Raw genomic sequence first — 17,266 nt, 5'->3', positions numbered from 1 at the left:
GCGCGTCCCGGCTGCTGTGCGACGCATTGAAGGAGGTAACGGGCATGGCAAAGAAGAAGGCTGCATCGAAAAGCAAATCGGCCGAAGGCGACAAGCTCAAGAACAAGGTTTATCTCGAGGAATTGGCGCGGCTGCACGTCGAGATGGTCAAGTTGCAGGAGTGGGTACAGCACTCGGGCGCCAAGATTTGCATCATCTTCGAGGGCCGTGATGGCGCCGGCAAGGGCGGGTCCATCAAGGCGCTGACCGAACGGGTCAGCCCGCGGGTGTTCCGGGTGGTGGCGTTACCGGCACCGACCGAGCGAGAAAAAAGCCAGATGTATGTGCAACGTTATCTGCCGCACCTGCCGGCGGCTGGTGAAGTGGTGATCTTCGATCGCAGCTGGTACAACCGCGCTGGTGTAGAACGGGTCATGGGATTCTGCAGCGAAGAGCAGGTGCGCAACTTTCTCACCTCGGTGCCGCGCGTCGAGCAGGCACTGGTCGAATCGGGAATCATCCTGATCAAATACTGGCTTGAAGTAAGCCAGGAAGAGCAGACCCGACGTCTCAAGGAGCGTATCACCGACGGACGCAAGATCTGGAAGCTGTCGCCCATGGACCTCAAGTCCTATAACCGCTGGTACGACTACTCCCGTGCCCGGGACGACATGTTCGAGGCCACCGACACCGACTTCGCCCCGTGGCGGGTTGCCAACTCCAATGACAAGCGACGGGCGCGACTGAACATCATCAGCGATGTGCTGAGCAGCATTCCCTACGAGGATGTGCCACGGGCAAAAGTGAAACTGCCCAAGCGCCAAAGTCCCGGCAACTATCGGGATCCGAACTATCCGTTCAAGTTCATCCCGGAAAAGTTCTGAAGCTTGCCGAACTGTGCAGTCTGTGCTCGGTCCTGGACGGTCGAGCACAGCAGTCGTGAAATCAGGGCCTCGGTATTCCTGAAATACCGTCTCGACTGATTTCACATCTGCTGTGCTGAATGGCAACTAATACACGAAAATAATCTGTCTGTAGGAAGTTTCTTTAAATGTGTTGGGAAATTACCATTTCTAGTGCGGGCAAGTTCTGAGCGTGGAGTAATATGGTTCTGTATTTAACTTTTGCAGATGGAATGACTTCGTAAGATAGTTCAGTATTGCACCTCGCAAGTGTTTGAGCTTTTGTTTCAGTGGTTGCGATTCCCTTTCGAAATGCTCATCTTTTGTCGCTGAGGTAAGCGTGCAAACGGTGTTCGATCGCTTGAATGCGTTATGCCGACTCAAATGTTGAGTTCGAATTTGTCATTATTTTTTGTAACGGTGTAATTGTTGCAAATATCCATGGAGGTTTTATGGCTTCTGGTAGTTTTCAAAACGAAGTGCCCAAGGCTCGAGTCAATATCAAGCTCGATTTGCATACCGGCGATGCGCAGAAAAAAGTCGAGTTGCCGCTCAAGTTGATGGTGATGGGGGACTACAGTAACGGTAAGGAGCAACGTCCGTTATTCGAGAGAAAAAAAGTCGCTATCGACAAGAATAATTTCGATAGCGTGTTGGCCGAATATGCTCCCGAGATCAAGCTGGCCGTGGCCAATACCCTGTCGGAGGACGCCAGCGAGGCGTCGGTCGATCTGAGCTTCCAGAGCATGAAGGATTTCGAGCCGGAACAAGTGGCCCGGCAAATTCCGCAACTGCGCGCGTTGCTGGCAATGCGTAACCTGCTGCGCGACCTCAAGTCCAACCTTTTGGACAATGCCACGTTTCGTCATGAGCTGGAGCGCATCCTCATGGATGAGGCACTCAGTGACGAACTGCGAGACGAGCTGGCAGCCCTGGCTGCGGAAGAAGTCCGTTAATTCACCCCGGCTTGTTTAAAAGGAAGTTTGCAAAATGTCTATTGAACAATCTCACGCGCATTCGCGCGGCACTACAGTGTTGTCTGAAGAAAATAACGGCGTGTATGGCGCGCTGTTTGGCAAGATCAATCTCAGCCCGGTAAAAGTGCTGGGCGAAATTGAAGTGTTTCAAAGTTCCGAGGCGCTGTCGGACGTTTCTGTCGATGAGCGTGTGACAGCCGCTGTCAGTGTTTTTCTGAAGTTGATAAAGCAGTCTTCGCGCAAAGTCCGGCGTCTGGACAAGACACTGCTGGACGAACATATCGCCTCGCTGGATGCGCAGATCAGCCGCCAATTGGACGCCGTGATGCATCACCCGGATTTCCAGCGGGTCGAGTCCACCTGGCGCGGGGTGAAATCGCTGATCGATCAGACCGATTTTCGCCAGAACGTGCGCATCGAACTGCTGGATATCAGCAAGGATCACCTGGTCCAGGATTTCGAGGACGCCCCGGAGATCGCGCAAAGTGGTCTGTATGTGCAGACCTACATCCAGGAGTACGACACCCCGGGTGGTGAGCCGGTCGCCGCTGCCATATCCAACTTCGAGTTCGACCGCAGCCCGCAAGACATTGCCTTGCTGCGCAATATTTCCAAAGTCTCGGCGGCAGCGCACATGCCCTTCATTGGCTCCGTCGGTCCGGCCTTCTTTGGCAAGCGTTCGATGGAAGAAGTGGCCGCCATCAAAGACATCGGCAACTACTTTGACCGCGCCGAATACATCAAGTGGAAAGCGTTCCGCGACAGCGACGATGCCCGTTACATCGGTTTGCTCATGCCCCGTGTGCTGGGCCGTCTGCCGTATGGCCCGGACACTGTTCCGGTGCGCAGCTTCAACTACATCGAAAGCGTCAAGGGGCCGGACCACGACAAGTACCTATGGACCAACGCCTCGTTCGCCTTCGCTGCCAACATGGTCAAGAGCTTCATCGCCAACGGCTGGTGCGTGCAGATCCGCGGTCCGCAGTCTGGCGGCGCGGTCACCGACCTGCCGATCCACTTGTACGATCTGGGCACTGGCAATCAGGTGAAGATTCCTTCGGAAGTGATGATTCCGGAAACGCGCGAGTTCGAGTTCGCCAACCTCGGTTTCATCCCGCTGTCGTACTACAAGAATCGTGACTACGCGTGCTTCTTCTCGGCGAACTCCGCGCAGAAACCGGCGCTTTACGACACCGCGGACGCCACTGCCAACAGCCGGATCAATGCGCGCCTGCCATACATTTTCCTGCTGTCGCGCATTGCCCATTACCTGAAACTGATCCAGCGCGAAAACATCGGCACCACCAAGGATCGCCGTGTGCTGGAGCTGGAGTTGAACAAGTGGGTCAGCGGGCTGGTCACCGAGATGAACGATCCGGGCGACTCGCTGCAGGCTTCGCACCCGTTGCGGGCTGGCCGGGTCACCGTCGAAGACATCGAAGACAACCCGGGTTTCTTCCGCGTCAAGTTGTATGCCGTGCCGCATTTCCAGGTGGAAGGCATGGACGTCAACCTGTCGCTGGTTTCGCAGATGCCCAAGGCGAAAGCCTGAGTCCTGCTCACACCCACGCCACTTCGCAGGGATACGACCTCATGAAAATCGACCGCCCCTTGTGGGCCGCGGGGGCATTGCTGTCCCCACAGCAATTCCAGCAGCAGGCGCGCTGGGAGGCCTGGGCCAACGAGTGCCTGGCTCGTCTGTGCCTGGTGCACCCTTGGGGCGTTCGCAGTGTCGCCTTCGACCTGGAAGCTCTGCGTCTGGGCACGCTCAAGGCCACCCGACTCAATCTGCGCATGCCGGACGGTACCCTGATCGACAGCGATCAAGTAGATCGGCTGCCCCCCGGTCTCGACCTGTCGCGCCTGCAGACCGGTGACAGCCAGACAGCTACCTTGCTGCTGGCCCTGCCGCTGGAGCAGGCCAATGGCAACAACTGCCTGTTCGATGGCGGGCAAGGGGATCGGCCTACCCGATATCGCCAGGACTGGCGTCAGGTGCAGGACATCTACGCCGATGAAGTGCAATCGGTCGGCGTGCTGGAACAGGTGCTGAGCCTGCGCTTCGTACACGACGAGAACGGCGATTACCTGACCTGTCCCATCGCGCGGCTGTTGCGCGACGGGCAGGGCGCCTGGAGCCTTGACCTCGATTACATTCCGCCGTTGCTCAGTTTCGCCGCGCACCCGGGGCTGCTTACGCAATTGGATAACCTGTTGAGCCAGCTGTCCTCCAAACGCCAGCGACTGATGGGCATGCGCCGCGAAAGCAATCAACGCATGGCCGACTTCGCCGTTGCCGACGTGTCATTGTTCTGGCTGCTCAATGCCTTGAACACTTACCAGCCGGTGTTGGCCGATCTCAAGGCCTGGCCTGCGCGACCTCCCGAGCAGGTCTATCTGGAGTTGACGAAACTGGCCGGCAGCCTGCTGACCTTTTCCCTCGAACACGATGTCGAGCAGATTCCGCCTTACCGCCACGAAGACCTGGAAAGTGTGTTCCCGCCGCTTTTGCGCATGATCTCCACCTTGCTGGAGGCCAGCCTGCCTTCGCGGGTCATTGCCCTGGACCTTGAAGAAATTTCGGCTAATCGCTGGCAGGTGCGCCTCGATGACCATCGACTGCGCGAGCCTGACAGCGCCGACTTCTACCTGTCGGTACGCTGCCGCCTGCCAGCAGTGCAACTGCAGAGTCAGTTTCCGCGCCTGTGCAAGATCGGTACACCGGACGAAGTCGATCAACTGGTCAACGCCGCCCTCGACGGCGTGCCGTTGCACTCCCTCAGCCATGTGCCGGCGGCCATTCCCCTGCGCCTGGAAAACCAGTACTTCGCCCTCGACCTCAACCATGTCAAGGGCAAAGCCATTCTGGCTCAGGGCGTTTGTGCCTTCTACGTCCCGAGCACCCTGGCCGACGTCAAACTTGAACTGTTCGCGGTACTACGTGCATGAACCTGATCGAAACGAAAAAACACGGCCCGGTTGATATCGACGCATTGCTGCAGGACAGCTATCTGCTGGTGGTCGAGTTGCGGCAGGGGGCCTCGGCGCAAAACAGCGACGTGGTCAAAGCGCTTTGCGTGCAGCAGGTCGAGGGCGTTCGCCAGTCGCTTGAAGAGGCCGGCCTGGCGCAACGCAGCATCGACCATATCAGCCACGCGCAATGCGCGTTGCTGGACGAAACCATGCTCAACCTCACGTTTGATAAAGCCCATGCCAACTGGGCCAGCGAACCCTTGCAAACGAAGTTCTTCAACCGCCATCAGGCCGGGGTGTTCCTCTACGAGGACATGCGTGAGGTACTGCGCGAACCAGCAGCGGACCTACTTGTGCTGACAGCGTTCCAGCGGGTACTGACCCTGGGTTTCAAGGGCCGTTATGCCGATATCAGTGACCCCGAGCGCGAGCAATTGCTGACCGCCCTGAATGAGCGTGTCGCGCCTTTGAAATTGCATCGGCGCTCGACCGCAACGGTCAGTGGCAGTCGGGGCATGACGCTGTTCCCTGGATTGCGCTCGCCCCTGGTCAATGCCCTGGCAGCCGGCCTGTTGCTGGTCGCTCTCTGGTACGGGCTCGATCAGTGGCTGGGTGGCTTGGCGGCGACCCTGTTATCCGTGGACGCCTGAGGTGGGGTCAATGACGCTCAAACTCAAACAGGGGCTCTGGCTGTGGGCCGGTGTACTGGCCCTGACGCTGCTGGCGATCATCCCGTTTGGCGGATGGACGCGCGGGGTTGGCGTCTTGATTGTTGTCGGCAGCGTCGCGCTGGCGTGGGTGCGGGCGGTGCGTCAGACAGCAAAGCAACAGGAACTGCACGGTTCCCTCGATGATTTCACGCTGCCACCGGCGAGCTTCCGCCAACCCGTTGTGCTGGTCTGTGGCGATGGCCTGTCCAATCTGTTTGGTGAAGCGGACGCCGATCATCCGGCGCAGCGTTTGACCCAGCAGGGGTGTTACCTGCGGGTTTCCAGTACGGAGCAACTGCCGGGGCTGGTCGACCGCATCATGACCATGCGCCCCCAGTGGGGCGGACAGCTCGGGGTATTGCTCATCGTCAACCCGGGTGAGCACACTGATGCCGGGGTGTTGGCCGGGCAGGTGCGCACCTTCAATCATCAGGTCGCGCTGACGCGCAAGCGCGGCTTTACCTTGCCGTTGATGCTGGTCAGCTATCTGCAGTCCCCTGCAGCCAAAGGGGCCTGGTTCAGTTGGGGCGCCGGCCAGGACCACTGCAACATTCTGCAGGCGGGGACCAGCTTCAGCCCGAACGACTGGTACCGGCAGTCCGCGCGCAGTGCAGTCCATACCCAACGTTTGCAGGCCGGCATCCAGCTCAACAGTGCAGCTGCCTGGCTGGACGAACATGTCCTGGCGCACTTCACCCGCCGTGAAGGTCGGCACGCTATCGGCCTGCCGCTGGTGTGGGGCTGCACCCTGGTGCCGACACTGCCCGGTTATGTGCCCGGCAACTTGTGGCGGCAATGGCAGCGGGACAAGACCGCGCTGCTGGATGCAGATGGCGCTAGTCAGGCAACGGGGGAGCCGTTGCCGTTTCCTGACCCTCTGCTGAGTCTGCTGCCCCGGCAGCCTCAACCTTCGACCAAGCGTGACGCAATCGTGATCGCGGTATGGCTGTTCACGTTTGCCACCGTTGTCGCCCTGATCAGCTCGGCCTGGCAGAACACCATGCTGCTGCGCCAGGTCAGTGACGACCTGCGGCGCTACACATCCATTGCCCCGCCGACGCGTCTTGAGCAAGCCGAATTCGCCCGGCGCGAGGATGCGTTGAACGTGCTGCGCGAGGACGCGGTTCGCCTTGACGCCTACTACCGCCTGGGCGCGCCCCTGGCGCTGGGGCTGGGCCTGTATCACGGCGAGCGATTGCGTGAACGGCTGTTGACGACCATCGCCGATCACAAGCAACCGTCGACCCGCCCGCTGGCGGCACGTACCGCGCGAACGGTGCGCCTGGACAGTCTGTCGCTGTTCAGCAGTGCCAGCGCCCGGCTCAAGCCCGAATCAACCAGGGTGCTGATCGATGCCCTGGTCGGCATCAAGGCCCAGCCTGGCTGGCTGATCGTCATCGCCGGGCACACCGATGCCGTGGGCAGCGACGAACACAATCTGCAGTTGTCCCGCGCCCGTGCGGCAGCGGTACGTGACTGGATGCAACGCATGGGCGGCATCCCCGACAGCTGTTTCGCGGTGCAGGGCTTTGGCAAGAGCCAGCCCATCGCCAGCAATGACACCGAGGCGGGGCGTCAGGCCAACCGTCGCGTCGATATCCGTCTGGTGCCGGAAGCGGGGGCCTGCGCGCTACCCACGGTCGGGGCCGACGTTCAACTCCCTGCCGCAAACGCGGCATTTGTGTACTGAGAAAAGGAGCTTCACATGGCAATTCCCGTTTATCTGTGGCTGAAAAATGACGGCGGTGCGGACATTAAAGGTTCAGTGACCGTGCAAGGTCGCGAAGGCAGTATCGAGGTGGTCGCTCACAACCACAGCGTCTACATCGCCAGCGACGACAACACCGGAAAATTGACCGGTACGCGGACCCATGCTCCGTACGTGTTCACTAAGGAAATCGATGCTTCCAGCACATACCTCTATAAGGCTGCTACTACAGGCCAGACACTCGAAAGCGCCGAGTTCAAATTTTATCGCATCGACGACGCTGGCCAGGAAGTCGAGTACTACAACACCCTGCTTAAAAAAGTGAAGGTAGTGAAGGTCGAGTCGAAAATGCACGACGTCAAAGATCCGGACAAGGCGAAACTCAACCACCTGGAAGAGGTTGAGTTGCGCTACGAGGAGATCTTCTGGGACTTCAAGGACGGAAACCTCAAACACGACGATAAATGGGACAAACGTAGTAGAGGGTAACGCTGAATAACCAGCAGGCAGGCCTCTGCCTGCTGGTTCCGGTGCACTGGGTTGAGCGTCTGTGCGCGGACGTTCAACCCAGCCCATCCCGACACTTTCCATCGCCCTGACCGATTATCCGCTGACCCTTCAGCACAAGGACGTACCTCCATGACCGACAACTCCTCGCGCCTGCTTCGCCGTCTCAATCCCTACTGCGCCCAGGCGCTCAGCGCGGCGGCGTCGTTGTGCCAAAGCCGTGCCCATGGGCGGATCAGCATCGAACACTGGTTGCTCAAGTTGCTGGAGCAGGGCGAGGGCGACTTGACCCTTATCGCCCGTCGTCATGAGTGGGACATGGACGGGCTTTGGCGCGGTCTGCTTGACCATCTCGACACGCTGCCGCGCAGCGTGCAGGGCAAGCCACAGTTGTGCGGCAAATTGCAGAAACTGATCGAGTCCGCCTGGTTGCGTGCGTCACTGGAAGGGCATGACAGTCTGCGCTCGGCGCACCTGCTGGGTGCGTTGCAGGACAGTCCGCAGCTGCTGGCATGCGATGCGGCCTGGCCCCTGCTAAGCCTCAATGAAATCCAGTTGCAGCAGCTGTCAGGGCTGCTCGATCAGCACTCCGAGGAACGCCCGCACGTCCAACAGCAAAGTGCGTTGGACCAGCCCCCGGCGTTACCTGTCCCAGGCGCAGCCGTGCACGATGCCTTGCAAGCGGTACTGGACAGGTTCACCCAGGACATCACCGCCAAGGCGCGGGCCGGGCAGATCGACCCGGTGTTCGGACGTGACGATGAAATCCGCCAGGTCATCGATATCCTCAGCCGGCGGCGCAAGAACAACCCGATCCTGGTGGGCGAACCCGGCGTCGGCAAGACCGCGCTGGTCGAAGGCCTGGCCTTGCGCATCGCCGACGGCAACGTGCCGGACAGCCTCAAGGCGGTCAGCGTGCGTACCCTCGACCTGGGTCTGCTGCAAGCGGGCGCCGGGGTCAAGGGCGAGTTCGAGCAACGCCTGAAAAACGTCATCGACGCCGTGCAGCAATCGGCCAACCCGGTGTTGCTGTTCATCGACGAAGCCCACACCCTGATCGGCGCCGGGAACCAGGCGGGTGGGGCGGATGCGGCGAACCTGCTCAAGCCGGCCCTGGCCCGTGGTGAGTTGCGCACCATCGCCGCGACCACCTGGAGCGAATACAAGCAGTACTTCGAGCGCGATGCCGCCCTGGAACGGCGCTTCCAAATGGTCAAGGTCGACGAGCCGGACGATGCCAGCGCCTGCCTGATGCTGCGTGGCCTCAAGGCCCGTTACGCCAGCCATCACGGCGTGCATATTCAGGATGCCGCGGTGCAGGCCGCGGTGAGCCTGTCGCGGCGCTACCTCACGGGCCGCCAGTTGCCGGACAAGGCCGTCGACCTGCTCGACACCGCCAGCGCGCGGGTGCGCATGAGCCTCGACTGCGAGCCCCAGGCACTGGTGCGGCTCAAAGCCCGGCAGGCCGCGCTGGAGCTGGAGCGGCGTGCGCTGGAGCAGGATGTGCAACTCAATGGTTGCGACTTGAGTGAGCGTTTGACCCTTATCGCCGGGCAACAGGTCGAGCTGCAACAGCAGCAGGACGACCTGCTGCGCCAGTACCGCTACGAACTCGACCTGACTCGGCAACTGCTCGATGCGCGCCAGGCCGAACCGGCCCGCAGCGACCTCTGCGCGAAACTGCAGGAGCAATTGCTGCGGGCCCAGGGCAGCCAGCCAATGCTGTCCCTCGACGTCGATGCACGCAGCGTTGCCGAAGTCATCGCCGACTGGACCGGCGTGCCCCTGGGCAGTTTGCTCAAGGACGAACAGGCCAGCCTGCTGGACCTCGAACAGCAACTGGCCGAGCGAGTGATTGGCCAGGACCATGCCCTCGGTGCCCTGGCCCAGCGCCTGCGCGCGGCCAAGACCGGCCTGACCGAAGAGCAGGCGCCGCTGGGGGTCTTCCTGCTGGTGGGCACCAGCGGCGTCGGTAAGACCGAAACCGCCCTGGCGCTGGCGGACTGCCTGTTCGGCGGCGAAAAATCGCTGATTACCCTGAACCTTTCCGAGTACCAGGAAGCCCACACCGTCAGCCAGCTCAAAGGTTCGCCACCGGGCTACGTCGGTTACGGCCAGGGGGGAGTGCTCACAGAAGCGGTGCGCCAGCGGCCCTACAGCGTGGTGCTGCTGGATGAGGTGGAGAAGGCGCACCGCGACGTGCTCAATCTGTTCTATCAAGTGTTCGACCGTGGCTTCATGCGCGATGGCGAAGGGCGCGAAATCGACTTCCGCAACACCGTCATCCTGATGACCTCCAACCTCGGCAGCGATGAGCTGCAAAACGGTCTGCGCGAACAGCCCGAAGCCAGCGACAGCGACTTGCACGAATGGCTGCGACCGCTGCTGCGCGAGCACTTCCAGCCGGCGTTGCTCGCCCGCTTCCAGACCCTGATCTACCGCCCGCTGCTGGCCGACGCGCTCAAGCATATCGTCGCCCTGAAACTTGCCAAGGTCGCCAGGCGCCTGCACAGCCATTACGGCCTGACCTGCCAGATCGAGGATGGCCTGCACGATGCATTGGTCACCGCCTGCCTGCTGCCCGACACCGGTGCGCGCAACATCGACAGCCTGCTCAACCAGCAGATTCTGCCGGTCCTCAGTCAACAGCTGCTGCAGCGTCAGGCCACCAAATACAAAACCCTTGGCGTAACCCTGGGCTACAGCGATGAGGAGGGCATCACGCTGCAATTCACCGACGGACCTTCAGTCGTTGCTCCGGAGGGCCGAGCATGAACCCTGTCTTCGACCACAACCGCCACACACTCAAGATCGACCAGCTCGACACCCACCTCGACGTCCTCGCCTTCGAGGGCCATGAGTACCTTAGCCAACCCTACCTCTACCGCATCGAATTCACCGCCAGCGACCTCGACATCGGCGCGGAAAAGTTCATCGGCCAGTACGCCGAGTTCAGCCTGTACCACGCGCTGTCCAACGTACCCGTGTTCTCTTGGGAGGTGCCCAAGCCGCCCAAGCCCATGCGCACCGTCTATGGCCGCATCACCGCCTGCCAGCGCCTGTCCGGCTCAATCGACGAAGCCCGCTACGAGGTCACCCTGCAACCGCGCCTGGCCCTGCTCGATCGCGGCCAGCAAACGCGGATCTATCAGCACCAATCCGTACCGGACATCGTCAAAAGCATTCTGCGCGACCGCCATGGTCTGGACACCGGGCACTTTCGCTTCAACCTCAAGCGCGAGTACCCGCAGCGCGAGCAAGTCATGCAGTACCAGGAAAGCGACCTGGCTTTCATCAGCCGGATCCTGGCCGACGTCGGCATCTGGTACCGCTGCATCCAGCACGAAGAGCTCGCCTTCGACGTCGTCGAGTTCTGCGACGACCAGCGCTGCTACCAGTTCGACGTCGAACTGCCGCTGCGCTCGCCGTCGGGCTTCAGCAACAGCGAGCAGGACAGCGTCTGGGCCCTGAAAACCCGCCATCGGGTGGTGGAACAGCACGTCAGCGTGCGCGCCTATCACCCCGACGACAGCCGCGCCTACCTCGACGGCGAGGTCGACCAGACCCTCGGCGAGCCCACCACCCACGGCGTGGCCACGACCCGCGGCGTCGCCGACAACACTTACGGCGAGGCCTACCACTACGCCGAACCCTACCGCGTGCTCGGCAAGTCCCACCTGCGCGACGAAGACCTGCAAAGCGAAAGCGGCTTTTTCTACGCGCGCCTGCGCCACGAACGCTACCTCAACAACCAGACCCACCTCAGCGGCACCAGCAGCAGCGCCACCCTGGCCCCGGGTCAGGTCCTGACCATCAGCGGCGACGTACCCAAGGCCTTCACCCCCCGCGTGGTGATCACAAAAATCACCACGCGCGCCGCCCGCGACCGCAGCCTGACCTGCGATTTCGAGGCCATGCCCTACGCCTTGCGCCTGTGCTTTCGCCCACCCTTGCTAGCCAAACCGCAAATCGCCGGCACCCTCCCGGCACGCATCACCCACCCCCAAAGCAACCCCCTCTACACCGAAATCGACATGCAAGGGCGCTACCGGGTCAAGTTCCTCTTCGACCGCGACACCTGGCCCGCCGGCCGCGAAAGCAAATGGCTGCGCCAGGCCCGCGCCTACGCCGGCGACACCTACGGCCTGCACCTGCCACTGATCGCCGGCACCGAAGTGGCCATCGCCTTCGAACAGGGCGACCCGGACCGCCCCTACATCGCCCACGCCCTGCACGACGATCAGCACCCCGACCTGGTGACCCAGCGCAACGACCACCGCAACGTGCTGCGCACGCCGGCCAACAACAAGTTGCGTATGGACGACACGCGGGGGCAGGAGCACATCAAGCTCAGTACCGAGTATGGCGGCAAGAGCCAGCTGAATCTGGGGCATCTGGTGGATGGCCAGCGGAAGAAGCGGGGGGAAGGGTTTGAGCTGCGTACGGATGATTGGGGCGCCATTCGTGGCGGCAAGGGCCTTTTCATCAGCGCGGACAAACAGGAGAAAGCCCAAGGTGCGCAACTCGACATGGAGGCTGCCGTCGCCCAATTGGAAAGTGCCTTGTCACTGGCGCGTTCTCTGGCCGATGCGGCTCGCGCGACCAAAGCCACTCCCGGCGACACCGCCAGCCAGGAACGGCTTAGACAAGTCCTCGATGGCTTGAAGCAACCGGGTCTGTTGCTGCACGCCCCGGCAGGTATAGGCATGGTCAGCCCGGAGGCGGTGAGCCTGTCCTCGGGTAGCGAAAGCGTGAGCGCCGTTGCCGCGCACAACGTCGACCTCAGCGCCGGGCAGAACATCACCGCCACCGCCGAGGACGGCATCAGCCTGCTCGCGCACAGCGCGGACATGCAGCTCAAGGCGGCCAAGGGCAACATCGATTTGCATGCTCTGGAAGGCCTTCTGCACGCCCTGGCCAAGGGCGATATCAAGATTGAGAGCGTGGATGGCCGGGTGCACATCCGCGCTGAGAAAGAGCTGATATTGGAATGCGGAGGGGTCTTCGTCCGCTTGAAAGACGGCGACCTCGACCAGGGCGCCCCCGGCAATATCTATCAACGGGCCAAGCATGTGCAAAAGCTTGGCAGCGCCAGGCTGGATACGCCGGCAACACCGTTACCCGGAGGTTACTCCGCGAAATACGTCCTGAAAGATGAGGCCCAGGCACCGTTGGCATATACACGCTACCGGATCACCACTGAACAGGGCGAGGTGTTTAACGGCGTAACCGACAAGGAAGGGCGAACCATGAGCGCTCATACCTTGTTGCCGGGTGGACTGAAGATTGAGTTTCCAAACGAAGCGTCAGAGTCGGGTCCGGGACACTGGGTGACAATTGATCACGATTATCACGCTCTGAAGAATACGGCCCTCATGGCTATTAATCGGCTTACATCTTTAGGCGACGAGGGAAGACTGTTCGGGTCTGAAGGTAAGGATTATATGAACACCAAGCGCGACAAAATTCAGGAGTGGACTCCGCTGGGCGATGATGTCGAAGAATATTTAAAAGCTCAGTCTGTACTTCGAACTTACGGTGAAATAAGGCAAATAACACAAACCTTTCTGGAAGGTGACGACTCATGGGCTGTTGGCGGTAGTTCGTGGCATTGGCAACCTGTTATTACCGATAAGGTTTATGAGAAAAAGGAAGGGGTCAAATGAAAATAAAATGGCTTTATTGGTTCTGGGGTGCGATGGATTTCTTTTATATTATCCGGTTCGGCTACCTCAATTTTTCCCAGGGCAAGGTGCCGTTTTATAGCGATATTCAATCCTATGTTCAGTTAAGGTCAGAGCATGGGGTGAGTTCGGATGTGCTCTTATTGTTGTCAGTTCTTCTGAACGTGTCGATAGTTGTTTCAATGGTTTTGTTTTTCGTCGGTTCGCGAACGATTCCGTATCTAATTTACGTTCAGTTACCACTTCGGTTATTGCTTGTTGTGCCTTCGCTATCGATTTTTTTATGGCTTTCGAAAGCTGCAGGCGCAACGTCAGTTATATGGTTGATTAGCCTGCTGTTGTTTTCTGAGGCTGTTAAATTGTTTTCCATTTTATTCAGGAAAAAATGGTGTGTTTAGTTGTTTTGTGCAGATCAATCGCTGGCGACTTGCGGCGGTTTCAGAATAAATAACTAACAGCATTAAAGGACTGACATGAACGATAGGTTGCACCGTACGGACACACTGGGCTCCTGCAAGACTGTGATCTGCGGTAAACAGAAAATGCACTGGATCGAGTTCCAGTTGCTCGATGAACAGGGAGAGCCCCTAGCGAACCTGCCTTTTCGCGCGCTGAACGAGGCGACCCGCAGCGACTTCATTCCGGAGTACAGGGGCCGCACCGATGCCGAGGGAGTGATCCGCCTTGTCGGCCTGCTCCCGTTGGCCATCAACTTGCTGATAGACGCCGAACTCTTGGCCGAGCTACTGCAAAATCGCCGCCTGCGTGCCCAGCGAGCGGAACCCGAGCGCCCCGGCTTTGCTGATCGCACACCGCTGTATGGTCCGCAACGTTCGGGCTTCTCGCCCATCGAACAGCAGGCAGTCGCAGCCGGTCATGGCTATCACTACCTGCGTATCGGCCAATTGTGTGATCGGCTGCCGACATTCGACCCGCCCTTGGCGGACGCCAGGCAACCCCCGGCCTACCATTTTCCAGACCCGAAGTTTGGCGGGTTCACCATTGGCGACGATCAACTCGATCGTCGGCATGTGCTGGAAGTCTGCCCGTTGCGCGCCTGGTCTCTGACCTTGCATCACCAGGCTCAGTACAGCCTGGCCAATGCGTACAACTTGGGGTTGATGAGTATTCTGGCTTACAGCCTGCTGCCTGAAACGGAACGCGGTTCAGCTGAGGAGTTTTTTCTGCAGCAGTGTCTGGACCTCTCCCGTACACCTAGGGTATTGGATGCCGGACAAAATTGGCCCAGTTTGGTAACTGATGTGCCGTTCAATCAGCGTTATACGCTGGCACTCATGCTCGACACGCAAAAAGCCGATCCACCAGAGGGGGATACTCAGCTGTTTTATGCCATCAGCGCCACTCAGGTGTTGGTCGCTTGGCGCGGCACTGAAACTAACGGTATTGCCGACCTCATCACCGATGTCACGTTTCGACCGACCGAGTCGAAGGTGGCGGCCTACTGTGAGCCCAAAGTCCCCTGTGGCGATCTGAGTCCGGAAGGCAGCGTGCACATGGGCTTTCGCGAGGCCTTTGAAGTTGCCACGAGGAGTTACCGCAAGGATCTTGGCGGAACGATTCCTGAAAAGGCTGACGACAGGAAGCTGTTTATTTGTGGTCACAGCCTGGGTGGTGCCTTAGGTATGATTCACTCCGCATCGCTCAAGCAACACAATCCATTGCTGTACACCTACGGCATGCCTCGCACCTTCACGCTCAAGGCCATCCAGTCCTTGAGTGGGCTCTGGCATTTCCGCCATGTCAACGACACCGACGTCGTCCCGCGCGTCCCTCCCGAGGCGGCGCTGGACAATTACCTCTATGACCTCTACGGCACGATGGGCACAGTGATAGGGTTAAGCTGGTCGATCGGCCAGTCGTGGCTCAGTTCATTGTTCAAACACGGCGATCCCTACAGCCATCACGGCGAAGTCGCCATGTTTTTCCGCACTGAACAGCATCAGGAACAGTCAATCGCACCGTATCCGGCCTACCGCAACCCACAGGGCCAACCCTATCGCAGCACCATCTCCTACAAATTGCAGGAAATGGCTAAGTTGTACCTGGTGCCCAGCCTGAGTGCGGCCGAAGAACAGCAAGTCGAACAAGCCCAGAAACGTCTGCATGCGTCGCTCGATGCCGCAAGCCGCGCTCGGTTTTTTCCGCCGTACAGCAACCCAGCGGTGGGTCGGTTGCTGAGCATAGGCGATCACTTCATGTCGCAGTACCAGCCCTATATCCACAACCAGCTAATGGAGTCGATCAATCCCGAGCGCGAGCCGTTGCTGGAGAGGCAGGTGCGGCGGCGCAAGTTTGAACAGCAGATGAAGGAGTACTACGGCAGCATCCCTGCGGATGAGTACAGCCGCAATAGCGCTTTCCTCGAACTGCAAAAACTGATCGACCGGGCTTTGCAGGTGACGTGGCAAACCGAGGGCGGTACCGAGGCGTTACAGCGATTTGATGCGATCGCCGACCCTATGGCCTTTTACGAAAAAACCTTCGGATAACTCCGTAATACGGGAAAGAAAAAAAGCATGCGCCAAAAAGCCTTCGTTGGTTTGTTCGTTGCGTTGTTTAGCCTAAATGGTTGTGGTCAGGATTACAGCGGGTCTCCGCCTGTAGGTAGTGAACAGGTCACAGTAACAGTGAAAGTCCCTAAGCAATTGAAAGCGGAGACCATGCAGGTCATGTACCGCTCGGCCGCCTGCAAAAGCAAGACCCATGGTGCCAGCGGTAAACGTATTGAGGTGGACGGTCGTCACGGGTTTGATGTGGAACTACAACGTTTAGGACAAAGCGATCTCTATCAAGCCAAGTTGCCAGTTGACGGAGGCGGCGCGTGCCGGTGGCGTCTGAGCAATGTGATGTTTGGCGTCGCCTATGATGAACCGACAACTTTTGGCGAAAACGTAACGTCCGGTGGTGGTGGAGGTGTTTTGGTAAAGTTTGATCGAAACCGCCCCATGCGAAGCACTGGTATACCAATAGAAATTATTGGGAATTTGACCATCAAGAAGGACTATTACCCTTGGGTTAAAGAGAACTTTATCGGGGGTTACCGTAAACGTATTAGCCTTGCGGGAGAGGGCGATATCTATCTCGGTTATCAGGCGTTGCAGGCGCGGCAGGTGTATTTCGAGCCAGTCCTGCATTCCGAGTTTGTTGTTTATTCAGCTGGTCCAGAAGTAAAGAAGGAAGGTAACAACACCACCATTACTTATCCCGATGGCAGTGTCGAACTGGATGGTCGCTGGGGACCGAATTTCCGCAAATTGCAAGCAATCCGCCAGGCAGCGGAGAACCAACAATGAGCCTTGTTTTTCCTGCACAGATCAACCCCTTCGAACTGGCACGCAACCAGGCGTTGCTCCATTGGCAAAGTCGTCTCGGCGAAACCTTGCGGATGACTCAACAGGCCGATGACGGTGCCGCGATGTGGCAACGCTTCGCCGCCGTAGCCGACCCGAGTGCCTGCTACGAAAGCGTGCACTCATTTCGTGCCTCAAAAATGCTGAGCGCAATTCTCGTTTACAACACTTGACCAATGGAGCTTGATTTTATGTCTCAGGGATTTGTTTTGCTGGGTGACAGGACCACACACGATGGAGAAGTGATATCGGCTTCGTCCACCACATTTGTTAATGGCAAGCCCGTGGCTTTGGTGGGGGATGAGGTCAGTTGTCCAGCCCATGGCACCAATCCCATCGTTGAGGGCTGTTCCGACTGCTGGGAAGATGGCCGGGCAATGGTGGTCGATGGCTGTCGCAGTGAATGCGGATGCCAGGTGATTTCCAGCGCGCCTGACTGTGGGGTGGGTTGAGCC

At 59.2% G+C, this 17,266-nt stretch carries 14 protein-coding genes; all 14 read left to right on the top strand.

Going from position 1 to position 17,266, the window contains the following annotated elements:
• The first annotated feature begins 44 nt into the window (after positions 1-44).
• The 14 genes from ppk2 to B0D71_RS05905 all read left to right on the top strand — a co-directional run bounded on the left by ppk2 (position 45) and on the right by B0D71_RS05905 (position 17,263).
• A complete protein-coding gene (ppk2, locus tag B0D71_RS05970) occupies positions 45-863 on the top strand; it encodes a polyphosphate kinase 2 (protein ID WP_103393919.1) in 819 nt (272 codons plus the stop codon).
• 470 nt (positions 864-1,333) lie between these two features.
• Complete coding sequence (tssB, locus tag B0D71_RS05965) at positions 1,334-1,837, top strand: type VI secretion system contractile sheath small subunit (RefSeq protein WP_103393918.1); 504 nt, start codon at positions 1,334-1,336, stop codon at positions 1,835-1,837.
• Positions 1,838-1,871: 34 nt separating this feature from the next.
• Positions 1,872-3,410, top strand: coding sequence for a type VI secretion system contractile sheath large subunit (gene tssC, locus B0D71_RS05960; RefSeq protein ID WP_103393917.1), 1,539 nt, complete (start codon positions 1,872-1,874; stop codon positions 3,408-3,410).
• Between the two features lie 41 nt (positions 3,411-3,451).
• A complete protein-coding gene (tssK, locus tag B0D71_RS05955) occupies positions 3,452-4,807 on the top strand; it encodes a type VI secretion system baseplate subunit TssK (protein ID WP_103393916.1) in 1,356 nt (451 codons plus the stop codon).
• On the top strand, positions 4,804-5,481 hold the full coding sequence (gene tssL / locus B0D71_RS05950; RefSeq protein ID WP_103393915.1) for a type VI secretion system protein TssL, short form: 678 nt from the start codon (positions 4,804-4,806) through the stop codon (positions 5,479-5,481). Before tssK ends, tssL begins: the two co-directional genes overlap by 4 nt.
• A 10-nt stretch (positions 5,482-5,491) precedes the next feature.
• Complete coding sequence (locus B0D71_RS05945; protein ID WP_103393914.1) at positions 5,492-7,231, top strand: OmpA family protein; 1,740 nt, start codon at positions 5,492-5,494, stop codon at positions 7,229-7,231.
• Positions 7,232-7,246: 15 nt separating this feature from the next.
• Positions 7,247-7,738, top strand: coding sequence for a type VI secretion system tube protein TssD (gene tssD, locus B0D71_RS05940; protein ID WP_046042388.1), 492 nt, complete (start codon positions 7,247-7,249; stop codon positions 7,736-7,738).
• Between the two features lie 150 nt (positions 7,739-7,888).
• The gene (tssH, locus tag B0D71_RS05935; protein ID WP_103393913.1) at positions 7,889-10,531 is read left to right on the top strand and encodes a type VI secretion system ATPase TssH; all 2,643 of its coding nucleotides are present in this window, start codon (positions 7,889-7,891) and stop codon (positions 10,529-10,531) included.
• Positions 10,528-13,422 (top strand): type VI secretion system Vgr family protein, encoded by a 2,895-nt coding sequence (locus B0D71_RS05930; protein WP_103393912.1) that lies wholly within the window; start codon positions 10,528-10,530, stop codon positions 13,420-13,422. The genes tssH and B0D71_RS05930 overlap by 4 nt, the downstream gene beginning before the upstream one ends.
• A complete protein-coding gene (locus B0D71_RS05925) occupies positions 13,419-13,838 on the top strand; it encodes an arginine:ornithine antiporter (RefSeq protein ID WP_103393911.1) in 420 nt (139 codons plus the stop codon). The genes B0D71_RS05930 and B0D71_RS05925 overlap by 4 nt, the downstream gene beginning before the upstream one ends.
• Positions 13,839-13,913: 75 nt before the next feature.
• A complete protein-coding gene (locus B0D71_RS05920) occupies positions 13,914-15,950 on the top strand; it encodes a lipase family protein (RefSeq protein WP_103393910.1) in 2,037 nt (678 codons plus the stop codon).
• Between the two features lie 27 nt (positions 15,951-15,977).
• A complete protein-coding gene (locus B0D71_RS05915; RefSeq protein ID WP_103393909.1) occupies positions 15,978-16,754 on the top strand; it encodes a hypothetical protein in 777 nt (258 codons plus the stop codon).
• Positions 16,751-16,984: a hypothetical protein gene (locus B0D71_RS05910; RefSeq protein WP_103393908.1), complete on the top strand. Its 234-nt coding sequence runs from the start codon at positions 16,751-16,753 to the stop codon at positions 16,982-16,984. Before B0D71_RS05915 ends, B0D71_RS05910 begins: the two co-directional genes overlap by 4 nt.
• Positions 16,985-16,987: 3 nt before the next feature.
• Positions 16,988-17,263: a PAAR domain-containing protein gene (locus B0D71_RS05905; protein WP_338066707.1), complete on the top strand. Its 276-nt coding sequence runs from the start codon at positions 16,988-16,990 to the stop codon at positions 17,261-17,263.
• The last annotated feature ends 3 nt before the right edge of the window (positions 17,264-17,266 follow it).

The organism is Pseudomonas laurylsulfativorans (genome assembly GCF_002906155.1).
GTDB lineage: Bacteria > Pseudomonadota > Gammaproteobacteria > Pseudomonadales > Pseudomonadaceae > Aquipseudomonas > Aquipseudomonas laurylsulfativorans.
This window is presented reverse-complemented; position numbering and strand designations above follow the sequence as displayed.

Bases quoted from the DNA above. Each gene is read 5' to 3' on its own strand.
- ppk2 (WP_103393919.1), top strand. From the start codon at position 45: ATGGCAAAGAAGAAGGCTGCATCGAAAAGCAAATCGGCCGAAGGCGAC.
- tssB (WP_103393918.1), top strand. From the start codon at position 1,334: ATGGCTTCTGGTAGTTTTCAAAACGAAGTGCCCAAGGCTCGAGTCAAT.
- tssC (WP_103393917.1), top strand. From the start codon at position 1,872: ATGTCTATTGAACAATCTCACGCGCATTCGCGCGGCACTACAGTGTTG.
- tssK (WP_103393916.1), top strand. From the start codon at position 3,452: ATGAAAATCGACCGCCCCTTGTGGGCCGCGGGGGCATTGCTGTCCCCA.
- tssL (WP_103393915.1), top strand. From the start codon at position 4,804: ATGAACCTGATCGAAACGAAAAAACACGGCCCGGTTGATATCGACGCA.
- B0D71_RS05945 (WP_103393914.1), top strand. From the start codon at position 5,492: ATGACGCTCAAACTCAAACAGGGGCTCTGGCTGTGGGCCGGTGTACTG.
- tssD (WP_046042388.1), top strand. From the start codon at position 7,247: ATGGCAATTCCCGTTTATCTGTGGCTGAAAAATGACGGCGGTGCGGAC.
- tssH (WP_103393913.1), top strand. From the start codon at position 7,889: ATGACCGACAACTCCTCGCGCCTGCTTCGCCGTCTCAATCCCTACTGC.
- B0D71_RS05930 (WP_103393912.1), top strand. From the start codon at position 10,528: ATGAACCCTGTCTTCGACCACAACCGCCACACACTCAAGATCGACCAG.
- B0D71_RS05925 (WP_103393911.1), top strand. From the start codon at position 13,419: ATGAAAATAAAATGGCTTTATTGGTTCTGGGGTGCGATGGATTTCTTT.
- B0D71_RS05920 (WP_103393910.1), top strand. From the start codon at position 13,914: ATGAACGATAGGTTGCACCGTACGGACACACTGGGCTCCTGCAAGACT.
- B0D71_RS05915 (WP_103393909.1), top strand. From the start codon at position 15,978: ATGCGCCAAAAAGCCTTCGTTGGTTTGTTCGTTGCGTTGTTTAGCCTA.
- B0D71_RS05910 (WP_103393908.1), top strand. From the start codon at position 16,751: ATGAGCCTTGTTTTTCCTGCACAGATCAACCCCTTCGAACTGGCACGC.
- B0D71_RS05905 (WP_338066707.1), top strand. From the start codon at position 16,988: ATGGAGCTTGATTTTATGTCTCAGGGATTTGTTTTGCTGGGTGACAGG.